At 69.5% G+C, this 22494-nt stretch carries 18 protein-coding genes; 6 read left to right on the top strand and 12 right to left on the bottom strand.

Features of this window, described 5'->3' with window-relative positions:
• Positions 1–7: 7 nt before the first annotated feature.
• Positions 8–1351, bottom strand: a complete 1344-nt coding sequence (locus B0293_RS11175; protein WP_005153559.1) for a cytochrome P450 — start codon at positions 1349–1351, stop codon at positions 8–10.
• A 172-nt stretch (positions 1352–1523) separates the two neighbouring features.
• Here B0293_RS11175 and B0293_RS11170 point away from each other — a divergent pair, with 172 nt between their 5' ends.
• Positions 1524–2339, top strand: a complete 816-nt coding sequence (locus B0293_RS11170) for an SAM-dependent methyltransferase (protein ID WP_005153554.1) — start codon at positions 1524–1526, stop codon at positions 2337–2339.
• Between the two features lie 281 nt (positions 2340–2620).
• On the opposite strand, the gene B0293_RS11165 is transcribed toward B0293_RS11170, so the two are convergent.
• Positions 2621–3106: a hypothetical protein gene (locus B0293_RS11165; protein WP_005153552.1), complete on the bottom strand. Its 486-nt coding sequence runs from the start codon at positions 3104–3106 to the stop codon at positions 2621–2623.
• A gap of 124 nt (positions 3107–3230) precedes the next feature.
• Here B0293_RS11165 and B0293_RS11160 point away from each other — a divergent pair, with 124 nt between their 5' ends.
• Complete coding sequence (locus B0293_RS11160; protein WP_005153549.1) at positions 3231–5942, top strand: AfsR/SARP family transcriptional regulator; 2712 nt, start codon at positions 3231–3233, stop codon at positions 5940–5942.
• Here the strand turns inward: B0293_RS11160 and B0293_RS11155 are convergent.
• The 8 genes from B0293_RS11155 to B0293_RS11120 all read right to left on the bottom strand — a co-directional run bounded on the left by B0293_RS11155 (position 5935) and on the right by B0293_RS11120 (position 16911).
• Positions 5935–6732: an alpha/beta fold hydrolase gene (locus tag B0293_RS11155; protein ID WP_039916349.1), complete on the bottom strand. Its 798-nt coding sequence runs from the start codon at positions 6730–6732 to the stop codon at positions 5935–5937. The two genes, B0293_RS11160 and B0293_RS11155, sit on opposite strands and share 8 nt — an antisense overlap.
• A 70-nt stretch (positions 6733–6802) precedes the next feature.
• On the bottom strand, positions 6803–7951 hold the full coding sequence (locus tag B0293_RS11150) for an epoxide hydrolase family protein (protein WP_005153543.1): 1149 nt from the start codon (positions 7949–7951) through the stop codon (positions 6803–6805).
• Between the two features lie 73 nt (positions 7952–8024).
• Entirely contained in the window at positions 8025–10376 is a 2352-nt protein-coding gene (locus B0293_RS11145) for a polysaccharide lyase 8 family protein (protein ID WP_005153542.1), read from the bottom strand.
• A 108-nt stretch (positions 10377–10484) separates the two neighbouring features.
• Complete coding sequence (locus B0293_RS11140; protein WP_005153541.1) at positions 10485–11942, bottom strand: aldehyde dehydrogenase (NADP(+)); 1458 nt, start codon at positions 11940–11942, stop codon at positions 10485–10487.
• A gap of 14 nt (positions 11943–11956) precedes the next feature.
• Positions 11957–13105 carry a hypothetical protein gene (locus B0293_RS11135; protein WP_005153526.1) on the bottom strand — a complete coding sequence of 383 codons (1149 nt, stop codon included), beginning with the start codon at positions 13103–13105 and terminating at the stop codon, positions 11957–11959.
• A gap of 4 nt (positions 13106–13109) precedes the next feature.
• Positions 13110–14366 (bottom strand): glucarate dehydratase family protein, encoded by a 1257-nt coding sequence (locus B0293_RS11130; RefSeq protein ID WP_005153525.1) that lies wholly within the window; start codon positions 14364–14366, stop codon positions 13110–13112.
• Positions 14367–14368: 2 nt separating this feature from the next.
• The gene (locus B0293_RS11125; RefSeq protein ID WP_005153524.1) at positions 14369–15352 is read right to left on the bottom strand and encodes a 5-dehydro-4-deoxyglucarate dehydratase; all 984 of its coding nucleotides are present in this window, start codon (positions 15350–15352) and stop codon (positions 14369–14371) included.
• A 47-nt stretch (positions 15353–15399) separates the two neighbouring features.
• Positions 15400–16911, bottom strand: a complete 1512-nt coding sequence (locus B0293_RS11120; protein ID WP_005153522.1) for a sodium:solute symporter family protein — start codon at positions 16909–16911, stop codon at positions 15400–15402.
• A 154-nt stretch (positions 16912–17065) separates the two neighbouring features.
• Here B0293_RS11120 and B0293_RS11115 point away from each other — a divergent pair, with 154 nt between their 5' ends.
• A complete protein-coding gene (locus B0293_RS11115) occupies positions 17066–17884 on the top strand; it encodes an IclR family transcriptional regulator (protein ID WP_005153520.1) in 819 nt (272 codons plus the stop codon).
• Between the two features lie 35 nt (positions 17885–17919).
• The gene (locus B0293_RS11110; RefSeq protein WP_005153519.1) at positions 17920–18744 is read left to right on the top strand and encodes an NAD-dependent epimerase/dehydratase family protein; all 825 of its coding nucleotides are present in this window, start codon (positions 17920–17922) and stop codon (positions 18742–18744) included.
• Between the two features lie 52 nt (positions 18745–18796).
• Here the strand turns inward: B0293_RS11110 and mptB are convergent, their stop codons facing one another.
• Complete coding sequence (gene mptB, locus B0293_RS11105) at positions 18797–20167, bottom strand: polyprenol phosphomannose-dependent alpha 1,6 mannosyltransferase MptB (RefSeq protein WP_005153518.1); 1371 nt, start codon at positions 20165–20167, stop codon at positions 18797–18799.
• A gap of 100 nt (positions 20168–20267) precedes the next feature.
• Here mptB and B0293_RS11100 point away from each other — a divergent pair, with 100 nt between their 5' ends.
• Both B0293_RS11100 and B0293_RS11095 read left to right on the top strand, forming a co-directional pair.
• The gene (locus B0293_RS11100; RefSeq protein ID WP_005153517.1) at positions 20268–20927 is read left to right on the top strand and encodes a response regulator transcription factor; all 660 of its coding nucleotides are present in this window, start codon (positions 20268–20270) and stop codon (positions 20925–20927) included.
• A gap of 17 nt (positions 20928–20944) precedes the next feature.
• Positions 20945–21973 (top strand): sensor histidine kinase, encoded by a 1029-nt coding sequence (locus tag B0293_RS11095; protein ID WP_005153516.1) that lies wholly within the window; start codon positions 20945–20947, stop codon positions 21971–21973.
• Between the two features lie 6 nt (positions 21974–21979).
• Here B0293_RS11095 and B0293_RS11090 read toward each other — a convergent pair whose 3' ends face one another.
• Positions 21980–22459, bottom strand: coding sequence for a MarR family winged helix-turn-helix transcriptional regulator (locus B0293_RS11090; protein WP_005153515.1), 480 nt, complete (start codon positions 22457–22459; stop codon positions 21980–21982).
• Positions 22460–22494: the final 35 nt, after the last annotated feature.

Genomic DNA, 22494 nt, shown 5'->3' with positions numbered 1-22494 from the left:
CTCACCGTCAGCCCGGCGTTCTGGGCAGCACGGTCATCGGCAACCGGTTCGGCTGCATCGTCGCTTTGATCTTGGGAAAGACCTTCACCCCTGGTAGCGGTTCCAGTCGCCACCGCGCGCCGATCGTCGCGGCGACCAAGGCGATCTCCGTGGGAGCGAACTGATGCCCCGGGCACAGGCGGGCGCCGGCGCCGAACGGGATGAACGCGCCCTTCGGCACCTCGGCGGCGCGCTCCGGCTCCCAGCGGTCCGGGTCGAACCGTTCGGGTTCGGGGAACCAGCGCGGATCGCGGTGCAGCGTGTGCTGGCTGACCGCGACCTCGGTACCGGCGGGGATCCGCACACCGCCGAGTTCGACGTCCTCCCGCGCCCGGCGCATCAGGATCACCGGCGGCGTCCGGCGGACGACCTCGTTGATGATCCGGTGCGTGTAGACTAGGCGGGGCAGGTGGTCGAACCGGGCGGGCCCGCCGCCGAGGACCTCGTCGACCTCGGCGTGGAACCTGCGCTCGATGTCCGGCCGCGCCCCTATCTCGTGGAAGAACCAGGCCAGCGCGACGGCGGTGGTCTCGGCGCCGGTGGTGAGGATCGTGATGACCTCGTCCTCCACCTGCCGGTCGGTCATCTTCTCGCCGGTCTCGTCGTCCTTGGCCAGCAACAACATCGACAGCAGATCGCCCTGGTCACCGCCTTTCTCGCGCGCCCTCAGGACCGCGTCGCCGATGACCCGCCGGAGCCGTGCGGCCGCGGCGTCGAACTCACGGTTCGCCGGGATCGGCAGCCGCTCCACGAACTTCGGCGAGAACGCCCGGACCATGACGTACCGCAGCATGATCGGGATCGACCGCTGGATTTCGGCGAGCGCCTCGTCGCCGAGTTCGGTGGAGAACAGCGTGCGCCCGGAGATGGTCAGCGCGAGATCCTGCATCCGCCGGTCGAATTCGACCACTTCGCCGGGTTTCCACGAATCGGCCAGATCGACCGCGACCTTCGTCATCGTCGTCTCGGCGTAGAGCGCGAGGCGGCTTCGCTGGAAGGCCGGCAGCATCATCCGCCGTTGCCGCTGGTTGAAGGCGCCGTTGGAGGTCGCGAGCCCGTCGCCGAACAGCGGCCGCATCTTGTCGAACACGATGCCCTTGTCGAATTTCCCCGCGTCGACGGCGAGCAGCCGCCAGGCCAGTTCCGGGGTGGTGACGAGATAGACCGGCATCGGCCCGAAGTCGAGGCGGACGACGTCGCCGTGCGATCGCAGTGACGACAGCAGTTTCAGCGGGTCGCGGAGCATCGGCACGGTGTGCCCGAGCAGCGGCCAGCGGCCCGGTGCGACAGCGATGTCCGGAGGTGGTGCCATCGTGCTCGTCTCCCGTGCCTGGACGCTGAACCCGGCAACCTTAGGACCGCCGGGCGGCCGACGGGGGTTCCGCCGCCGCACATCCACACGATCGGACGATGGCAGCCGGTTCACCGAGACCGGATAGACTCCTGTGCCCCAACGGATTCCCAACCGAACGGCGGCGACGACGGTGACTTCGAACCTGAGCTGGGTACCTCCCGAGGTCGACACCACGGTGCCGAATCCCGCCCGGGTCTACGACTACTGGCTCAACGGCGACCACAACTTCCAGGCCGACCGTGACCTCGGCGAACAGATCCTGAAGATCATGCCGGGTATCCGCGACGCGGCCCGGCTCAACCGCGCCTTCCTGCGGCGTGCCGCGCTGCACATGGTGGAGGCGGGGGTACGGCAGTTCCTCGACATCGGCTCCGGGATCCCGACCGTCGGGAACCTCCACGAGATCGTCCAGCAGATCGACCCGACGTGCCGGGTGGTCTACGTCGACCGCGAATCGGTCGCGGTGGCGCACGCCAGACTGCTGCTGCGCGGCAACGACCGGTGCGCGGTGATCCAGGCCGACCTCCGCGACGCCAACGACATCCTCGACGCGCCGGAAACCCGGGAACTGCTGGACCTCGACCAGCCGATCGGGCTGTTCATGTTGCTGCTGCTGCATTTCGTGCCGGACTCCTGGGATCCGCACGCGATACTGGCGCGGTACCGGGAACGCATCGCGCCCGGCAGCTTCCTGGCCATCTCGCAGGTCGCGGCCGACGCGGACTCGAGCGGCCTCGACGAAGCCATCGAGGCGTACAAGAGCACCCAGAACGACCCCATCCCCCGGACCCACGACCAGGTGCTCTCGTTCTTCGAAGGCTTCGACGTCGTCGAGCCCGGCGTCGTCGGCTGCGCGATGTGGAATCCCGAGGGGGCGGGCGACATGTCCAACGACCCGGAGATCAACTCGCTGCCGTACGCGGGAGTGGGCCGGAAACCCTCGTGAGTGGCGATTCGGGTTGTTGGGAGGTAAGGCAAGGTGGCGTGCTCAGCCGCTCGCCCGCACGCCCGCACGCCGACCTCGGGTGTTGCGAAAGCCACTTTCGCAACGTTGAAGGTTGCGAAAGTGGCTTTCGCAACGTTTCCGAGACTCCGCCGAACGCCGGTCCGTGAAGGCCTCCTTGAGGGACTCTGGGTCCCTCAAGGAGGCCTTCACGGACTTGGCACCCGACAGGACACCTTTGCCCTATCGCTCTTTAGAACCCGAATCGCCACTCACGACCCCCCTCACGGCAGCACGTCGGTCACGGTGTCCTTGATGACCTGCCACTTGCCGTGCTCGCGCACCAGCGTCAGGCTGATCGTGTAGTGCCGGTCGATGTTCTGCGACGGCGCCTTGTAGTAGGCGTCCAGGATCGCGAAGCCCATCTTGCAGTCCTCGACGACGGTGTGGGTCACCGTCCAAGGCATGCTCCACTCGTACGGGAGCTTGAACTGCACGTCGACCACGGGCTCCACGTTGGCCTCGTAGCCGATGAACAGTTGTCCCTTGCGCCCGACGGTCACCATGTTCCGGTGGATGATCGCCCGGTAGCGGGCCTCGTCGCGTTTGTTGTAGCTGTCCATGTCCTCCCAGACGGCGCGGTCGAACGCGCGCTGACAGGCCTGCCGTTCGCTCTCGGCCTGCTGGTCGCTGGCCGCCGCGGCCGGCACGCCGATTCCCGCCGCCGCCACGACCAGACCGGCCAACGCCGCGTAGTACCGCTTGCGCATGGGGTTCTCCTCGTTCTCTCCCGTACTGCTTCCACCAGCAGGTTCGCCGGACGGCGCATCACAGCTGCATCACTTCCGCATCGGCGCGGGCGCCGGGCCGGTTAACCTCGCGGGAGGGGGTGCGATGGAGTTCCGGATACTGGGGCCGGTGCAGTGCCGGAGTGGCGCGCGGCCGTTGAAGCTGGCCGGCTCGCGGCAGGAGCGCATCCTGGCCGCGCTGCTGCTCGGCGCCGGTCGCGTCGTCTCGGTGTCACGGCTGGTGGACGTCGTCTGGGACGAGGATCCGCCCGCCACGGCCATCCGCCAGATCCGCAACCTCACCACCGCTTTGAAACGCGCCCTCGTCGCCGAGGGGGCGGCCGACGACGTCCTGACCGCCGAGGGTCCCGGTTTCGTCCTGCGCCCGGACACTTTCGACCTGCACTCGTTCGAGGAGCACGTTTCGCGCGGCGAGTTCCGCGAGGCGCTCGGGTGCTGGAACGGACCAGCACTGTCCGGTGTGGACAGTACGGCCTTACGCGGCGAGGCGGACAAACTCGACGAGCGCCGTCTGTCCATTATGGAACGCTGTCTCGACGACGAGATCGCCGCCGGAGAGGATTCCGTCGCGGAGCTGACGGCACTGGTCGCCGAGCACCCGTTCCGCGAACCGTTCACGGGACTGCTCATGCGCGCACTGCACCAGCAGGGCAGGCAGGCCGACGCGCTGAACGTCTACCGGCAGGCGCAGACCAGGCTGGTGGACGAACTCGGGATCGATCCCGGCCCGAAGCTGCGCGAACTCTACGAACGAATCCTTCGCGACGAAACGGAACACGGCAAGGTCCGCTGCTTCCTTCCTTACGACGTACCGGATTTCACCGGCCGGGAGGAGGAGATCCGCCGCCTCCTCGACGCCGTCCGGCTCGGCAGACCGGTGGCTCTCGACGGAATGGCCGGTGTCGGCAAGACCTCGCTCGCCGTCCACGCCGCACACCGGCTCGCCGCCGACTTCCCCGACGGGCAACTGTTCGTGGACTTGCACGGCCATTCCCCGGCCCGTGAACCGCTTCCACCGGAGTACGCGCTCGAAGCCCTGCTCGGGCAACTCGACATCCCGGCGAGCAGGCTCCCCGGCGGCGTCGACCGGCGGGCCGGACTGTGGCGGACCAGAACGGCGGGCCGGTCCCTGCTCGTGGTGCTCGACAACGCCGCGAGCGCCGAACAGCTGCGACCGCTCCTGCCCGGTTCGGACACGGTCGCCCTCGTCGTCACGAGCAGGCGACGGCTGGCCGCCGTCGACGGTGCCGCGTCGATCAGTCTCGAAGTCCTGCCGGACGAACAGGCGGGCGCCCTGTTCGCGGCGGCGTCGGGACGGCCGGACTCGGGAGTGGCCGCGTTGTGCGGGAATCTCCCGCTGGCGATCCGGATCGCCGCCGCCCGGTTGCAGAATCGTCCACAGTGGACAGTGGAGACACTCGCCGAACGACTGGGGTCCGAACAGGACAGACTGGCCGAGCTGAAGGTCGCCGGGCGCGACGTCGCCGCGGCGTTCGCCCTGTCCTATCGGGAGCTCGACGCCGCCCAGCAGCGCATGTTCCGTTTGCTGGGGCGGAATCCCGGTGCCGACATCGGTGTGCCCGCGGCGGCCGCGCTGGCCGGTATCGGTGAGCGCGAGGCCGAACGCCTGCTGGAGGACCTGCTCGACGCCCATCTGCTCAGGCAGCCCGCGCTGGGCCGGTACTCGTTCCACGACCTGATCGCCGAGCACGCCCGCAACGCCGCGCACGACGAGGAAGCGGCCCCTGCCGTGGGCAGGCTGCTCGATCATTATCGCGACGGAGGCGACTCCGGCTGGTACGAAACGGAACGGGCCAACCTGGTCGCGGTCACCCGGCACGCCCTCGACACCGGTCACGACGACCACGCCTGGCGGATCGCCGCGGACACCGCGGACCACCTGCGGGAGAGCGGGCATCTCGACGAACTGCTCGCCGTGGCGGGCACCGGTATCGCCGCCGCCCGCCGGATCGGCGATTCGCACGCGATCCAGCTGAGCCTGGCGAGCCTCACCCTCGCGTTCTGGGAAAACGGGAGGCTCACCGAGGGAATGGACTGCGCCCTGGAGCGCTTGGCCGTCGTCCGCGCCTCCGGCGACCGCGCGGCCGAGGCGATCGCCCAGTCCAGGGCGGGTGCGCTGCACGGCATGCTCGGCCGCTATCCCGAGGCGATCCGGTTCTATCGGGACGGCCTCGCCGTCGCGGGCGAGACGGCCGCCCCCGAGGTCACCGCCACGCTGTGGACCAACCTCAGCAACGCGCAGGAGGTCCTCGGCAAGCTGGACGACGCGCTGGCCGCCGCCCGGCGATCGGTGGAACTGCGCACGGTTCCCCGCGGCAGGATCCTGAGTTCGGCCCAACTCGGCCTCGTGCTCGCGCGGCTCGGCCGGTTCGAGGAAGCGTTCGAGGCCATCGAACGTTCGACCACGTCTTCCCAGGAGCTCGGCTACCTGTTCGGTGAGGCGTGGAGCCGGATCGACCACGCCGACGCCCTGCTGCTCGCCCACCGGCCCCGCGAGGCACGGGAGCAGGCCGGACGCGCGTGCGAGATCCTCACCCGGCTCAACCATCCGCTGCTGCTGGCCATGGCGGCCAACAGCCTGGGCACCGCCTGCCTCGCGCTCGGCGAGACGGCGGCGGGGCTCCGGCAGCATCGCCTCGCGCTCGAAACGGCGAGGCGGATCGGTTACCGGCTGCAAGAGGCCCGCGCACTGGCCGGAATCGGCCAGACTCGCGCGGCGCGAGACCTCTACGCCGCGATGGGCCTGCCCGCCGAACCGCTGGGGGTCGTCACCTGAGGAACTCGGTGAGCGGACCGCGCAGGGTGTCCGGCTGGTGAAGGACGCCGTGGTCCTGCCCCTCGACGGTGACGTACCGGGCGCCGGGGATCGTGCCGGCGACCGCGCGGGCGCCGGCCCGCAGCCAGGCGTCGCTCTCCCCGCCGTCCAGCACCAGCGTGGGCACGGAGATCTTGGCCAGCCTCTCGGCGGGAAGCACGTTGCCGGGACCGCACAGGGCGAGGTCGTACGGCAGCGTGTGGGCGAGCCCGGCGAACCAGGCCCAGAACGCGTCCTCCCGCATCCCCTTGACGACCTCGGCCGGAGTGTTCGTCCCCTCGACCAGGAAGAGTTCCGCCGCGCCGTCGCGGTCGCCGTCGGCGATCAGTGCCCGGACCCGGTCGAAGAGGTCGGTGCCGGGCCTGGGACGGCTGTCGTCCACGACGTACGGCGGCTCGTACACGGCGAGGCTGGTCATGGCGACGCCTCGCGCGGCCGCCTCCAGCGCCAGCACGGCACCCGACGAGTGTCCGAAGACCGCCGCCGAACCGCCCACGTGGTCGATCAGCGCGGCGAGGTCCTCGACCTCGCGTTCCACCGAATAGACCGCGCCCGCGCCACTGTCGCCCCGCCCGCGCCGGTCGTAGGCGAACGCGGTGAAGCCCGGGGCCAGCGTCGCGGCGAGACCGGCGACGGTCGTCCGGTCGTTGAACGCGCCGCCGACCAGGATCACCGGCGCGCCCTCCCCGGTCCGGTCGAACGCGAGCGGGGTGCCGTCGGCCGAGGTCACGGTCTCGAACGAGGTGGTCATCAGGTCCTCCACAGGGTTACTTCGACTCTAGCTTCGTCCCTGGGTCGGAGCCGACGACCACCGCTCGACATCACTTCCGGAGATCTCCGAAGAATTCCCGGAGCTCGGTCACCACGTCGTCCGGCACGGCCATCGCGACCATGTGGCTGGGGCTCTCGTGCGCGGCCCAGCGCACGATGTCGTTCTTGCGCGAGGCGATCCGGCGCAGGACGGACGGTCCGCCGTGCGAGACCCCGGTCGGCACCACCGTCTGGTCGATCGGCATCGCCGCCGCGCCCTCGTAGTACGGCCACAGCGAAGTGGCGCCGGTCCCGGTCAGCCAGTACAGCGTCGCGTTGGTGAGCAGCAGGTCGCGGTCGATCGGCTCGGCGGGCGCCGCGCCTTCGGGCCAGCCGTCGAACTCCTTGAACCGTTCGACCAGGTAGGCCAGCTGCGCGACCGGCGAATCGAGGAAGCCGAAACTCAGCGTCTGCGGCCTGTTCGTCAGGTAGGGCGCGTAGCCGCTGCCGCCCGCGAAGCGTTCCATCAGCCCCGCCAGGTCGGCCTGGTCTTGTTCGGTGAGCCCCTCGAAGTCGGCCGGATCTCCCATCGGGACACCGAGCCCGGACGTGATGTGCGAGCCGATGACGTGCTCCGGCGCGTGGACCGCCAGCTGCGGCGTCACCAGCGCGCCGGCGTCGTTCCCGTGCGCGCCATAGCGTTCGTAGCCGAGGCGGCTCATCAGCTCGGCCCAGGTCCGCGCCACCCTCGCGATGTCCCACGGCCGCTCGTCGGCCGGTTCGGGGAACGACGAGAAACCGAAGCCCGGCAAGGACGGCGCGACGACGTGGAAAGCACGCGAAGGGTCGAGGCCGTGGGCTCGCGGGTCGGTGAGCGGTCCGAGGACGTTCAGGAACTCGGCGATCGAGTTCGGCCAGCTGTGCGTCACGATCAGCGGGATCGCGTCCGGTTCCGGCGACCGGACGTGCAGGAAGTGCACGCGCTGGCCGTCGATCTCCGTGAGGTACTGCGGGAACTCGTTGAGCTGCTTCTCCCACGCGCGCCAGTCGTAACCGTCTCGCCAGTACTCGGCGAGGTCCTTGAGGTAGGCGACCGGGACGCCCCGGCTCCACTCGGCACCGGGCAGCGCCGACGGCCAGCGGGTGCGGGCCAGCCGGTCGGTCAGGTCGTCCAGATCGGACTGCGGGATGTCGATGCGGAACTGCTCGATGTCGGTCATGAAGAAGACCGTAGGGGCCATTCAGGCCAGAAACTGACCTAAATGGCCCGCTACCGGCCATGCATTCAGTCCTCTAAATGCGGACCACCTGAGTCGCGCCGAAGGTGTCCTTCACCGGCACCTCGACGGTCTTCCGCCGTACGGTCACCCGCAGGACGTCCTGCCGCTGCGTCGGATCCGAAACGGCCAGCTGCCAGCCGTTCCCGGTCCGCCCCAACGCCACCGACGCCGGTCCGGACACCGACACCTCGTCGACCGAGCCGGCGGCGAAGAAGTTCGCCAGCAGCGTCGCGTTCCACAGCCGGACCGCCTGCACGGTCGCGGTGTTGGACCGCACGCGCCACGCCCAGGCCGAGGCGATCGTCTCCAGCACCGACGCGGCGGGCAGGACGGCGTAGGCGTAGCTCGCGCCCGAAGGTCCGGCCCCGTGCTCGATCACCAGCTTCTGGTAGCGCCGGGTGTAGGGCACCGTGGTGCCCTTGGTGTTGGCGCCTTTGTCGACGTCGCGCCAGGTCCCCGTCCGGTCCTCGCGCAGCGCGGCCACCTCCGCGTCGTCGAGCAGAACGTACCCGCCGACCCGCTCCAGATGCAGCCATCGCTTGCGCCGCAACGATTCCGAGCCGCCGACGAGGTGACCGTCAGCGAGCAGCGCGCCCGAGCCGTTCTCGCCGAGGTTGCGGTTCTCGATCGTGGTCCGGATCCGCTCGCCGGAGGAGTCGGTGATCCCGGCGCCGAGGCACACCACACCGGACGGCGTGAAGAACCAGGATTTCTTCGCGGTCAGCGTGCCGTCCTGCGAGACGAAGTCGAGAGCATGCGCGCCGTGCCGCGCGTCCCAGCGGACACCGCCGCAGTGGTCCTTGCTGGTCAGCGGCACCGAGTCGAGTTTGGGGAGCGGCCCGCCCTTGGTGGTCGTGCCCGGCAGCAGTTGCGGATCGACCGTCGGCCAGTAGGCGTCGGTGAAGTGCCCCTTGGCCTTGGGCAGGAACAGATACAGCGCACCGTCGCCGACGTGCCAGCCGTGCAGGTTCATCGAGTTGATCGACTCGTACCGCGAGATCCGCGTCGAGGCCACGCCGAGCGAGGCCGACCAGCCTTCGCTGATGTGCACCATCCGGTCCTGCTGGCCGAACACGCGGTGCGTCGCGACCGTGGGCGCCGGGCGGATCCCGGTCGCCAGCAGCTCCTGCGCGAACTCGATCCCGGGAACGCCGACGAGGTCGGGGCCCGGCGCGAACCGCTCGGGGTCGGGGATCTTCAGATACGGCGCGAAAGTGTCCTCGGTGATCCACTTCGCGGCGAGCCCGCCGAGTTCCTCCTTGCGTTTCCCGCTCGCCGACCGCGCCAGCAGCACGACGGCGCCGGTGAGCTGGTGCCCGATGTCGTGCGCGGATTCCCCTTGCCGGGAAAGGAACCGGCCGCGGACCGATTCCATCAGCGCGCCCGCGTACACGAAGGGCGCGAACGTGTCGGAGACCAGCGCGTACGCCGCGTCGCGGACGTCGGCAGGCAGTGCGAACTCCGTGCCCTTGGTGACGTGGATGGCGGACGCGACGGCGGTGAGCAGGATGATCCCGTAGTGCCCGGGATACGGCACCGAATCGTGCTGGAGGAAGGAGCCGTCGGTGTGGAAGCCGTCGCCGGCGGCGCGATGGAGCTTGGCGATGACACTCGCCGCTCCCCCGCCTTCGACGTCGGTGAACGCCCCGACGCCGCGCTTGATCCGTTCGGCGTCGCCGAGCATCGCGCCGGAGACGATCGAGATCGTCGACTTGTCCGCGCGGTTGGCACCGGTCTCGACGACGCTCGGGTTGTTCGTGCGGAGGTTCGGGTTCCCGGAGAACTTCAGCACCGGCTTGAGGTACTTGGCGAGTTCGTCCTGGGTCAGCTCGTCGGCGACGGTCGCGAGGATGTGCAGCAGGTAGAGCGGGATGCCGATCTCGTAGGTGTACCAGTTACCGATCTCGGCGGTCTTCTCGCTGTACTGATCGCTGGTGTACAACAGTTCCAGCGCCGCCTTGATCCGGCCGAGCACGCCCGCGTCGCCCGCCAGCGCGCCGCCCGGGGTGCCCCAGTTGACCGTGATCGCGCGGAGCCGGGCGTACATCGACGTCGTGAAGTCGCTGCCCGGGCCGAGCGGGAGGTCCTTCCACAGTGGACCGCCGCCGACCGTCATGCTGTCGTGGTACGACTTCGCCACCCGGTCCAGGTTCGCCAGCGCGGCGGTGCGTTCCGCCGACGGCCGGTCGATCCCGGTCTGGAGTTCGCGGTAGCCGGCGACGATCGAAGCCATCCCCGCCGGGACCGAGGATGCGGGCTGGGCTGACGAGGGGTTCGCGAGAGCGGTGGTGAGCGCCACCGAAGCGGCCGCCGCCGCGCCTCCCCGCAAAGCCGTTCTCCTGTCGACGTAACCGAATCCGGGCATGACGGAGCCTCCCAAGAGAGTCGTGAGACAGCGAATAGGGGCGGCGGCGGGTGTGGGGGCTCGTGAGTGGTAAGGACGGTTCTAACCGTCCTTACCACTCACGAGCTTCTAGCGTTTCCCGTCGGTCCTGCGGGGCAGGTCCCACGGGTTGTTCTCCTGCAACGGTTCCGGCAGCAGCGCGTCGGGGAAGCCCTGCCAGGCGATCGGACGCAGGAACCGCTCGATCGCGGCGGTGCCGACCGAGGTGCTGGTCGGCGCGGTGGTCGCCGGGTAGGGACCACCGTGTTCCTGTGCCCAGGTGACCGTGACGCCGGTCGGCCAGTCGTTCCACAGCAGACGGCCGGCGACGCGGGTCAGCGACGGGAGGACCGGGCGGATCCAGTCCACATCGGACTCTTCACCCTGGATGGTGGCGGTGAGCCCGGGTTCCATCACACCGAGCAGGCTGATCAGCTCGGCCTGGTCGGTGTAGGTGACGATCAGCGACGCCGGTCCGAAGCACTCCTCGCGGACCGTGTCGGCGTCGGCCAGGAAGTCCTTGGCGGTGGTGGCGAGCAGGGTCGCGCCGTGCGAGATCCCTTCCGCGCCACCGGACGCGGACAGCACCTCGACGCCCTCGACGTCGCTCAGCTTCGCCAGTCCGTCGGCGAAACCGGCCGCGATGCGCTCGTTCAGCATCGGCTGCGCCGGGATCGCCGCGACGGCCTCGCGCAGCGTGTCCTCCAGGCCGTGGCCCTCGGGCAGGAACAGCAGCCCCGGCTTGGTGCAGAACTGCCCGGCACCGAGGGTGAACGAGCCCGCGTACGCCTTCGCGATCGCCTCGCCGCGCGCGTCGATCGCCGACCGCGTGACGACGACGGGGTTGACGCTGCCGAGCTCGCCGTAGAACGGGATCGGCGACGGCCGCGAGGTCGCGATGTCGAACAGCGCGCGCCCGCCCGGCACCGAGCCGGTGAACGACGCCGCCTGGATCCGCGGGTCCTTCAGCGCGGTCACGCCGTTCTGCTGGCCGAAGATGACCGCGAAGATCCCTTCCGGGGCACCGGCCTTGACCAGCGCCTCACGCAGGATTTCGCCGGTGCGGGCGGACAGTTCGGGGTGCCCGGAGTGCGCCTTGAGCACGACCGGACAGCCGGCCGCCAGCGCCGACGCGGTGTCACCGCCCGCGACGCTGAACGCGAACGGGAAGTTGCTGGCGGCGAACACCAGCACCGGTCCGATCGGGGTGAGCAGCCGGCGGATGTCCGGCCGCGGCCCCATCGGCCACGCGGCGTCCGCGTGGTCGACGGTGGCGCCGAGGAACGAGCCGTCGGCCAGCACTTCGCCGAAGAGACGCAGCTGGAACGTCGTGCGCTTCAGCTCGCCCTGCAGCCGCGGGGCGATCGGGAGGTGCGTCTCCTGGTTGGCCAGCGCGATCAGCTCGTCGGCGGCCGCGTCGAGGGCGTCCGCCGCCGCGTTCAGCCATCCGGCGCGCTGGGCTGGGGTCGCGGCCGCCGTCGTGCCTGCCGCATCGGCGGCGGCCGCGAGGATCTGTTCGAGCGTGGCGGGATCCGTTGCCTGGCTCATGGTTCTGCTTTCTCCTAAACGAGTTCTTGCGCGGCGCTGACGGCGGCGATGAGATCCGCCCAGCGCCCCGGGCCGGCGAGGCCGAGGTGGTACAGGTGCAGTTCGGTGGCGCCTGCCTTGCCGAGTTCGGTGGTGTAGGCCTCGATGTCGGGCACCGGGCTCGCCGCCACCGCGGTGATGTAGCTGCCGACGGCGACCTTCTCCGGCAGCTTCGCCCGCGCCGTCGCGACGGCACCCACGCTGGGGTGGCCGGGCGCCCAGTTCTGCAGCACCACCGCGTCGACGTCGTCCGGGGCCGACGGCGTCAGCCCCGGCAGCGCGCCGGTGACCCACGGGTCCATCGCGCCGTGCAGCACGATCCGGGGTCCGGACGGGATCTTCGCGAGCACGTCACGCCGCAGCGCGTCGGTCGCCTTCTGGCGCGTGTCGAGCAGGACCTGCCGCAGCGTGGGCAGGATCTTGTCCTCGGTCGCGCGGAGGTCACCGCTGTCGATCAGCCGTCGGACCTCGGCCCGCAGCTTGCCCAGCGCCTTCGCCGGGTCCTGACCGGCCGCGGCCCAGGCGTCGAGGCAGGCGTCGCAGCAGCAGATCGACAGCAGCCGCGCCACCGCGGGCGACCAGACGCCGTCGGTCTTCTCGTGCTGGTGCTGGTGGACGGCGCCGAGCGGGCCGCACGCTTCGAGGACGACCGTGGCGAAGTCGAGTCCGGCGAGGCTTTCCGCCGTCACGTTCGCCGCGTACTCGCGTACCGCGGGCTGGCCGGGGCACAGCGCCCACGGGTACCGCTCGCCGAAGCAGTTCCGCACGGTGTAGTCCGGGAACTGGACGCCCAGCTGCGAATTGTGGGTCAGCACGATCCACGCCGCGGCCGGGATCCCCGCCTCGTTCAGCGCCCGGACGGCGTCGCCCGCGCTGTCGCGGCTTTCGACCCAGTCCGGCTCGGCGGGCTTCAGCTCACCCCAGGCCTCGTCGCGCACCGGCCGGTACAGCGCCGCGTGGCGCGCGACGACCGAGGTGCGCTCGGGCGACCAGGGCGTCGCCGCGCGGGCGCTGTGGTACGACACGGCGACGGCGACCTCGTCGACGCCGAGTTCCCGTACGCGCTCGACGAACCCGGGATCGTCGACGACGTCCCAGGGATAGGCGTATCCGGTGACCTTCACCCCGTCACCACCGTGCTGTGTTCGGCTCGAAGTTTCCGACGAACTTCCGCATATAGGTCACGTCATCCCGTTTGGTCTGTCCACTTCGGACATAGTCTTCATGGGCCCGCGCCAGCGCGTCGGGGTCGAGTTCGACCCCCAGCCCCGGCTTGTCGGGCACCGCGACCGCACCGTCGACGAACTCCAGCGCACCCGGGGCGATGACGTCGGCCGTCTTCCACGGCCAGTGGGTGTCGCAGGCGTAGGTCAGGTGCGGCGTCGCCGCGGCCACGTGCACCATAGCGGCCAGGCTGATCCCGAGATGACTGTTCGAATGCATGGAAAGGCCCACGTCGAAGCATTCCGCCGTGATGGACAGCGCCTGGGTGTCCCGCAGGCCACCCCAGTAATGATGGTCCGAAAGTATTACCCCGACCGCGCGCTGCCGGAAGGCTGGCTCGACGTCCGCGAAGCGCACGACGCACATGTTCGTGGCCAGCGGCATGTTCGCCTTCTCGGCTACCCGCGCCATGCCCTCGATACCCGGTGTCGGGTCTTCGAGGTACTCCAGGACACCGTCGAGTTCTTCGGCGACCCGGATCCCGGTTTCGACGGTCCAAGCCGCGTTCGGGTCGATCCGGAGCGGGTGGTCGGGGAACGCCTCGGCGAGCGCGCGGATCCCGGCCATCTCCTGATCGGGGTCGAAGGCACCGCCCTTGAGTTTGATGGAGCCGAAGCCGTACTCGTCGACCATCCGTCGTGCCTCGCCGACGAGCGCCTCCGGCGTGGTCACCTCGCCCCACGAGTCCTCCTCGGCGCCGAGGTGGGCGCCGAACTTGTAGAACAGGTAGGCGGAGAAGTCGACGGCGTCGCGCGCCTTGCCGCCGAGCAGGTCCACCACCGGCCTGCCGAGGTAGTGGCCCTGCGCATCGAGCGCGGCCACCTCGAACAGCGAGTACACACTGGCCACGGTCTTGCTGACGGAGAACCCGCCGGTGAGCCCGTGAGCGTCGGCGAAGACGACCTCGCCCAGCGTGGTGGCGACCTTCCGGCGGAGGCCGGGCAGGTCGAACACGTCGTGTCCCTTGAGTTCCGGCAGCACCTTGCGGACCTGGTCGAGGAACGCGAGGTCACCATAGGACTCGCCGAGGCCGACCACGCCGTCCTCACAGATCAGCTGGACGACACCGCGCAGCGCGAAGGGCTCGTGCACCCCCATCGCGTTGAGCAGCGGCGGGTCGGCGAAGGCGACCGGAGTCAGGACGACGTCGAGAACCTTCATCTTCAGGCACCGGCCTCGACGGACTTGAGGACGGAGAATCCGTCGTCGACGATCTTCTCCAGGCGGGCGACCTGGTCGGCGGTCGGCTCGACCAGCGGCGGCCGGACCGAGCCGACCTTGTCCCCGCGCGACCGCGCGGCGGCCTTGACCAGCGACACGGCGAAGCCCTGTCCCTCGTCCCGCAGCGCCACGAGCGGCAGGTAGAACCCGGCGAGCAGCGCCTCCATGACGGCGTCGTCCTTCTCCGCGAGCGCGCGGTGGAAGCGCGCCGCGATCTCGGGGGCGAAGCAGTGCACGGCCGAGGAGTAACGCGCCACGCCGATCGCGGCGTAGGCCCGGGCCGAGACCTCGGCCGTGGGAAGACCGTTGAAGAACAGGAAATCCCGGGCGCGGTCGGTGCCGGCCGAGCGGATCGAGGTGATGATCCGGCTCATGAGCTCGACGTCGCCGAAGCCGTCCTTGAGACCGACCACCGACGGGATGTCGAGCAGTTCCACGGCGGAGTCCGGGGTGAACACGCCGGTGGAACGGTGGTACACGATCACCGGGATCGAGGAATCCCCGACGGCGTACCGGACGTGGTCGACCAGCCCGGCAGGCGGACCGGTCACCAGGTACGGCGGCAGGAGGAGGACGCCGTCCGCGCCGCCCGCCTCCGCCGCCGCGATCCCGGCACGCGCCGTCGCGGCACCGCCGCCCGCGCCGACCCACACCGGTACCCGCCCGGCGACGACCTCACGAGCCTTGCGCAGGATCGCTGCGTGCTCCTCCGGGGACAGCGAGCTGAATTCGCCCGTACCGCAGGCGACGAACAGCGCGCCGGCTCCGGCGGCCACGTGGCTCTCGACGGTTTCCGCGAACGCGTCGAGGTTGAGTTCCAGCCCCTCGGTGAAGGGGGTCAGGGGGAACGCCAGTAGGCCGTCGAGCTCAACTCGGGCCGATGAGTTCTCAGCGGGAAAACGTGCTTCGAACTTGGTCTGCGCCATGGATTTCTCTTTCGTTCTTATCGGTTGATCCCGGGTTCGGGTCCCGGTCAGGCGGGCACGGTGGTGCCGTCCTGCGACTTGCGGGGTGTGACTTCGTCGTCACGGTCGATGTTGTCGATGATCTCGTCGGTGGTGGCCTTGCGCTCGGGCATGAGGTAGCCGAGCCCGATGAACAGCGCCAGCGAGACCAGGATCGGGGTGGACACGGTGACCGCGAGGGTGGCGTTGTAGCCGTAGTAGGCGATCGCGTAGGCGATGAGACCGCCCGCCCACGAGATCAGCGCCGCGCGGGAACCGGAGCGGCGGAACGCCGGGAGCATGCCGAGCAGCAGCGGTACCGAGATCGGGCCCATCAGCGCCGCGACCCAGAGCACCACGATACCGAGCACACCGCCGAGTTTCTCGGCCTGCGTGGCCACCGCCATGGTCAGCACGACGAAGATCACCGTCGAGATCCGCGCGGCGAGCAGGCCCTGCGATTCGGTGAAGTTCCGGGCCTTCTTCCACAGCACCGGCATCATGTCGCGGGTGATGACCGCGGAGATCGCGTTGGCGTCGGAGGAGACCATCGCCATGGTGTGCGAGAAGATCCCGGCCAGCACCAGCCCGACCAGCCCCGGCGGGAGGAACGTCGTGGTCATGATCGCGTAGGCGTTGTTGGGGTTGGAGATGTTCGGGATCAGCAGCGGGGCGGCGAACATCGGGAACATCATGACCAGCGGCCACACCAGGTACAGGATCGAGGAGAGCCGCGCGCCGCGACGGGCTTCGTAGGTGTTCGGCGCGGCCATGTAGCGCTGCGCCAGGTTCCACATACCGCCGTTGTACTCCAGCGTCTTCACCAGCACGTAGACGAGCAACACCACGGTGGTGAACTTCGACGTGGTCGGGTTGAGGTGGGCGGGCGGGAGGTCCCCCCACACGGTCCACAGGCCCGAGACGCCGCCCAGCTTGTCCAGCACGACCCACAGCATCACGATCGCCGCGATGGCCTGGATGACGAACTGGCCGAAGTCGGTGAGCGCGTCGGCCCAGAGACCGCCGACGGTGCAGTAGATCAGCGTAATCGAACCGGTGATGATGATGCCCCAGGTGTAGGGCACGCCCGCGAAGACGTTGAGGATCGTCGCGACCGCGAACCACTTCGCCGCGATGTCGAAGATCTTCAGGAGGCTGCCGCTCCAGGCCAGCGCCTGCTGGGTGGGCACGTTGAAGCGTTTCGCCAGGTACTCGAGCGGCGAGGCGACGCCGAGCTTCGAGCGCAGGCGGTTCCACCGCGAGGCGAACAGCCAGCTGCCGATGCCGACGCCGATACCGATGCTGGCCATGCCCCAGAAGTAGACGGTGATGCCGTCCGTGTAGGCGACGCCCGCGTACGCGACGAAGAGGACCGCGCTGTAGCCGGACATGTGGTGGGAGATCCCGGCCAGCCACCACGGCATCTTCCCGCCGGCGGTGAAGAAGTCGCTGACCGTGTTGACCCGGCTGTGCGACCACAACCCGATCACCACCATCAGCACGAAATACGCGGACACCATGATCCAGTCCAGCAAATGCACCGCTGACTCCTTTCCGCGTTCACGAAGGTCCAGCCCGACCTGTTCACATCCATGAACGGAGTCTGTTATAGTGATTATGTTCATCCATAAGAACGCTGTTCGGGACGCTAATATGGCCAGGGTCACAAGTCAACGGCCGGTTGGAGGAGTGCGGATGCCGCAGCAGGAAGCCCCCGCTGTCCCGGTGGAGAACGGCGCGTCCGCCGCGCCGGAACCCGCCGGGGTCAAATCGGCCCGGCGGGCGATCGATCTCATCGAGACCTTCGCCGCGAACGACGTGTGGCTCTCCTTGTCGGATCTCCACGCGCGGACCGGTTTCCCCAGGTCGAGCCTGCACGGACTGCTCCGCACGCTGCTCGAAGCCGGCTGGCTGGAAGTCGACACCAACACCGCCCGCTACCGTCTCGGCGTCCGCGCGCTGATCTGCGGTACGGCGTACCTGGACCGCGACCCGGTCGTCCCGTACGCGACCGAGGCCTTGGAGCGGATCCGGGAGAAGACCGGCTTCACCGCGCACTTCGCGCGCCGCGAGGGCACCGACGTCGTCTATCTGGAGACGCGCGAGTCCCGGCACTCGACGCATCTCGTGTCCCGCGTCGGCCGCACGCTGCCCACCCACGCGACCGCACTGGGGAAGGCCCTGCTGGCCGAACTGACGCACGACGAGATCGACGGGCTCCTGACCGGAGAGCTGTCGGCGCTCACTCCGAACACCATCACCTCGGCCGAAGCGCTGCACGCCGAATGCGCGAAGACCCGCGAACGCGGCTATGCGGCGGAAATCGAGGAAGGCAGCCTCGGCGTCCGGTGCGTCGCGGCCGTGATCCCGTACCGCATCCCCGGCACGGACGCGATCAGCTGCTCCATGCCGGTCACCGAAGTCACCGACGCCGACGCCCAGCGCGTCGGCGAGCTCCTCGCCGAAATCACCGCGGAACTCGGCCAGCAACTGCGTCGCGCCGGCATCCGCTGACCATCCTTACTTTCCTTCACTGACAAGGGGTTCACATGGCAGACCAGCGCGTCCTGATCACCGGCTCGGCGGGCATCGTCGGCACCCTGATGCGGTCGAGGCTGCGCCGTTCCGGCCGGGTGCTGCGGCTGCTCGACCTGGCCGCGCAGCCCGAAGCCGCGGGCGGCGAGGACGTCGAGCTGATCACCGCGTCGGTCACCGACCCGGAGGCGATGACGAAGGCGTGCGCGGGTGTCGACGCGGTGATCCACCTCGGCGGACACAGTCGCGAGAGCTCGTGGGAAGCCACGCTCGACGTCAACATCAACGGCACCCACACCGTCCTCGAAGCCGCGCGGGCGGCGGGTGTGCCGCGCGTCATCCTGGCCTCCAGCAACCATTCCGTCGGTTTCCGCCGCAACGACGAGGCGGGCGAGAACGGTCTCCCCGCCGACTCCACACCCCGGCCCGACACGTATTACGGCGTCAGCAAGGCGGCCATCGAAGCGCTCGGCAGCCTGTACCACTCGCGGTTCGGCATGGACGTGATCGTCATCCGGATCGGCTCGTGCTTCGAAAACCCGCTCGTCCTCGGCCCGCGCGGCCTGACCACCTGGCTCTCCCCCGACGACGGCGCCCGCCTGTTCGAGGCCTGCCTGAGCTACCCCTCCCCCGGCTACCGGCTGATCTGGGGCGTCTCCGACAACACGCGCCGCATCTACTCGCTCGCCGAGGCCGAGGAGCTGGGCTACAAGTCGCTCGACAACGCGGAAACCTACGCCGACCAGCTGGCGGACCAGCCCGGTCCGACCGGCGTGGCCGCCGAGTACGTCGGCGGTCCGTTCTGCACCGCTCCGCTGGGGGCTTACAACCCGCTCTGACCGGCTTCCGACGCCCCGAATGTGGCATTGGGGACACTCAACGTCCCCAATGTCACATTCGGGGCACTAGAAGAGCTGGCCGAGAAGGCGTGACCCGCGCGGTCAGCACACCGACGCCCGCCGAGACCACCACCATCACCCCGAATCCCCACGGCGGCAACAAGGTCGCCCCATCGGGGTGGGTGCTCACCACCAGCCACGTCGAGGCGGCGGCCGCGACCGCGACGCACCAGCTCGGCCACACGGTCGCCGCCCCGAGGACCAACGGCCAGGCGAAGTACCAAGGAAACGCCACCGGCGTCAGCACCACCGCCGCCAGCAACGCCACCGCCACCCCGCGGACCGCCGTCGCGCCACCCGCCCGCGAACGCCACCACATCCACGTCACCAAACCGGCGAGGACGATCCAGCCCACGATCCGGCACACCGCGACGGCGTCCACGACACCGGGCGACACCGCCCGCACGATCTTCCCGAGCGCCGTCGGGATCGACAGCCAGGGTTCCAGCCACGAATTCCCGCTGAGCGAACGAATCCAGCCGAGGTCGACCCCGGCGGCGACGGTGCACAGCCCGAACGTGAAGACCACAATGGACACTGCCGACGCGGACACGAAGAAGAAACCACGCGCACCCGGTCGCCGCGCCGCCCACACCCACACCAGGAACGGCAGCGCCACGGCCGCGGGGATCTTCACCGCGGCGGCCAGCGCGACCAAGGCGAACCCGGTCCCGGGCGCCCGGGCGAGCACGAGCGCCGTACCGGCCGCGAGCAGTCCGACCATCAGCAAATCGTTGTGCCCACCGGAAACCACGCAGAGCACCATCAGCGGATTCGCCACCGTCAGCCACAGCGCTCGCTCCGGCCTGGCACCGAGACGCCCGCACAGGACGGGCAAAGCGGCACAGAGCAAGGCCAGACCGGCCACCATCGCCAGCCGGGTAAGAAAAGCGCTGAGCACCAGGTTCTCACCGGTGACGGCGAGCGCGCCCTTCACGATCAGGATGTGCAGCGGCCCGTACGGCGACGAGATGTACGACCAGCCGCCCGCGGCGTTGCCGGTGATCGGACCGGGGACCTCCGCGGGAACGTGCGTGTACGGGTCGAGGCCGGCGTGCGCCACCGCGCCCTGCGCGAGGTAGGTGTACAGATCCGTGCTGAACAACGGCGGCGCGCACAGCAGCGGGACGCACCACAGCCAGGCCGTCCGCACGACCTCGCGCGCGCTCGTCGACTGTCCTAACCGGACCCAAGCCGCCAGCATCAGGGCGAGGCCGAGATACAGCAGGGCGGTGGCGAACATCCGGCCGTGCCCGGACAGCGCGGGACCGTGCCGCAGTGTCGCGCCCGCCCCGAACGCGCCGAGCGAGACCAGTACGGACCCGCCCAGTCCCACGGCCGCGCTCTTTCCGATGAAGATCATGCGACAGCTCTAGGCGGCGGGTGATCCAGGGCCGTTAAGATCGACTTTTATCGGCTCTTTATCCGACCAGTGTTCTGCTGAGGCACGTGGGGAATGGTTGATGCGGGTACTCGTGGCCGAAGACGAGCGGATGCTGGCGGACTCCATCACCGAGGGCCTGCGGCACCTCGGAATGGCGGTGGACGTCTGCTACGACGGTGACGCGGCACTCGAACGGGTCGTGGTCAACCGGTACGACGTCGTCCTGCTCGACCGCGATCTCCCGCTGGTGCACGGCGACGAGGTCTGCCGGAGAATCGTCGAAGGTGACGGAGAGACCCGTGTCCTGATGCTCACCGCCGCGGCGGGCATCCGGGACCGCGTCGACGGGCTCGGCCTCGGCGCGGACGACTACCTCACCAAGCCGTTCGCCTTCGCCGAACTCGTCGCCCGGGTGCACGCGCTGGCCAGGAGAGCCCGTCCGGCGCTGCCGCCGGTGCTCGACCGGGCCGGGGTCGAACTGGACCCGGCGAAACGGTTCGCGTCGCGGGACGGGCGGCCGTTGCCGTTGTCTCCCAAGGAGTTCGCCGTCCTGGAAGTGTTGCTGCGGGCCGAAGGACGGACCGTCAGCGCGGAAGAGCTGCTGGAGAAGGCATGGGACGAGCACGCCGACCCGTTCACGAACACCGTCCGGGTCACGGTGATGACGTTGCGGAAGAAACTCGGGACACCGCAGGTGATCCACACCGTGCCCGGCGCGGGCTACCGGCTGGGTACCTGAGGCGGTCGCGGGCGTCGGTGCGTGGCCGCCTCGAACTCGTCCTCCTCGGCGCGTTCATCGCACTCCTGCTGCTGCTCTACCCGCTCGCCAAGTCGGCGGGCTTGGTGCTCGGGACCTTCGTGGACCGCGACTTCTGCCCGCGGGACACCGGCTGCGCCGACACGGTGGGCGGGCTCCTGTGGACACTGCCGCTCATCGCGACGGCCGTGCTCGTGATCTTGATCAGGCGTCCGGTGGCATCGTGGGTGTTGCGGCCGCTGCCCGATCTCACCGCCACCATCGAACAGCTGGGTCCGCAGAACCTCGGTCAGCGCATGCGGCTCGAACAGACCGACTGCGAGGTACGAGAGCTGGCCGTCGCGGTGAACAGCATGCTCGACCGGGTCGCGGTCGGTTTCGAAGGACAGCGCCGATTCGCGGCGAACGCGTCACACGAGCTGCGGACGCCACTCGCGGTGCAGCGGACGCTCGCCGAAGTCGCGATGGTCACCGGCGGCGGCGAGGACGTCCAGCGGCTGGCGGCCCAGCTGCTGGTGGTCAACGACCGCAACGAACGGCTGATCGAGGGGCTGCTGGTGCTGGCCGAGGCGGACCGGGGACTGCCCGGCACGATCCCGGTGCGCCTGGACGAACTGGTGGATTCGGTGCTCGCGAAGTTCGACGAGCGACTGGCCGAGAACGAGCTCACCGTGCGCCGTGAAATCGCCGAGCGCACCGTGCCCGGTGACCCGCTCCTGCTGGAACGGCTGATCGTCAACCTGGTCCACAACGCGATCAAGTACAACCATCCGCACGGCTGGATCGAGCTGAGCGTCGGCGACGAACCCGCGCTGAGCGTCCGGAACTCCGGCGAGCGCGTGCCCGCCGAATCGGTCGACACGCTGTTCCAGCCGTTCCGCCGCCTCGCCGCCGATCGCACGAACCACCGTGACGGAGCCGGGCTCGGACTGTCCATCGTGCGCTCGATCGCCCTCGCGCACCGCGGCCGGGTGTCCGCCGTACCCGGTGAGGACGGCGGCCTGCGGGTCGACGTGATCTTGCCCTGACCCTCGCTAACCGGACTTCCCGGTGGTGTCCGGGGTGGCCAGGGATTTAGCCGTCAGCTGCGTTTCGATCCGCCGGAGGACCGACGTGACGGCCTCGATCTCGTCCGGATCGGACACGATCCCGTCGAGCAGCCCGCTCCAGATCTCGCGGAGCTGCCGCAGGTTCTCGTGCGCGCGGGTGGTCGGATAGAGCCGGATCCGCCGGGCGTCGTCCTGGTCGGTTTCCCGGTGCACGAGGCCTTTCTTCTCCAGCCCTCGCACCGCCCTGCTGAAGTTGCTGGAGATCAGCTGGGTGGCCTCCGCCGCGGCGCGGGCCGACGTGCCCGGGTTCCGGTCGATGAACCGCATCACGGCGCTCTCCAGCGGCGTCCACGACTCGGACGCGAACTCTCTGCTCGCGAACTCCTTGGACGCGTGGATCTGGCGGCCCACCGCCAGGATCAGGTCGGCGAGTTCGAACAGCCGCGACGTTTGCTCATCGTCCACCAGGCAATGGTACATTTGCTGTCAGTTGATAGCTA

This window comes from Amycolatopsis azurea DSM 43854, assembly GCF_001995215.1.
GTDB classification, from domain to species: Bacteria; Actinomycetota; Actinomycetes; order Mycobacteriales; family Pseudonocardiaceae; genus Amycolatopsis; species Amycolatopsis azurea.
Note: the sequence above shows the minus strand (reverse complement) of the source record. Positions and strands in the feature narration are given on the sequence as shown.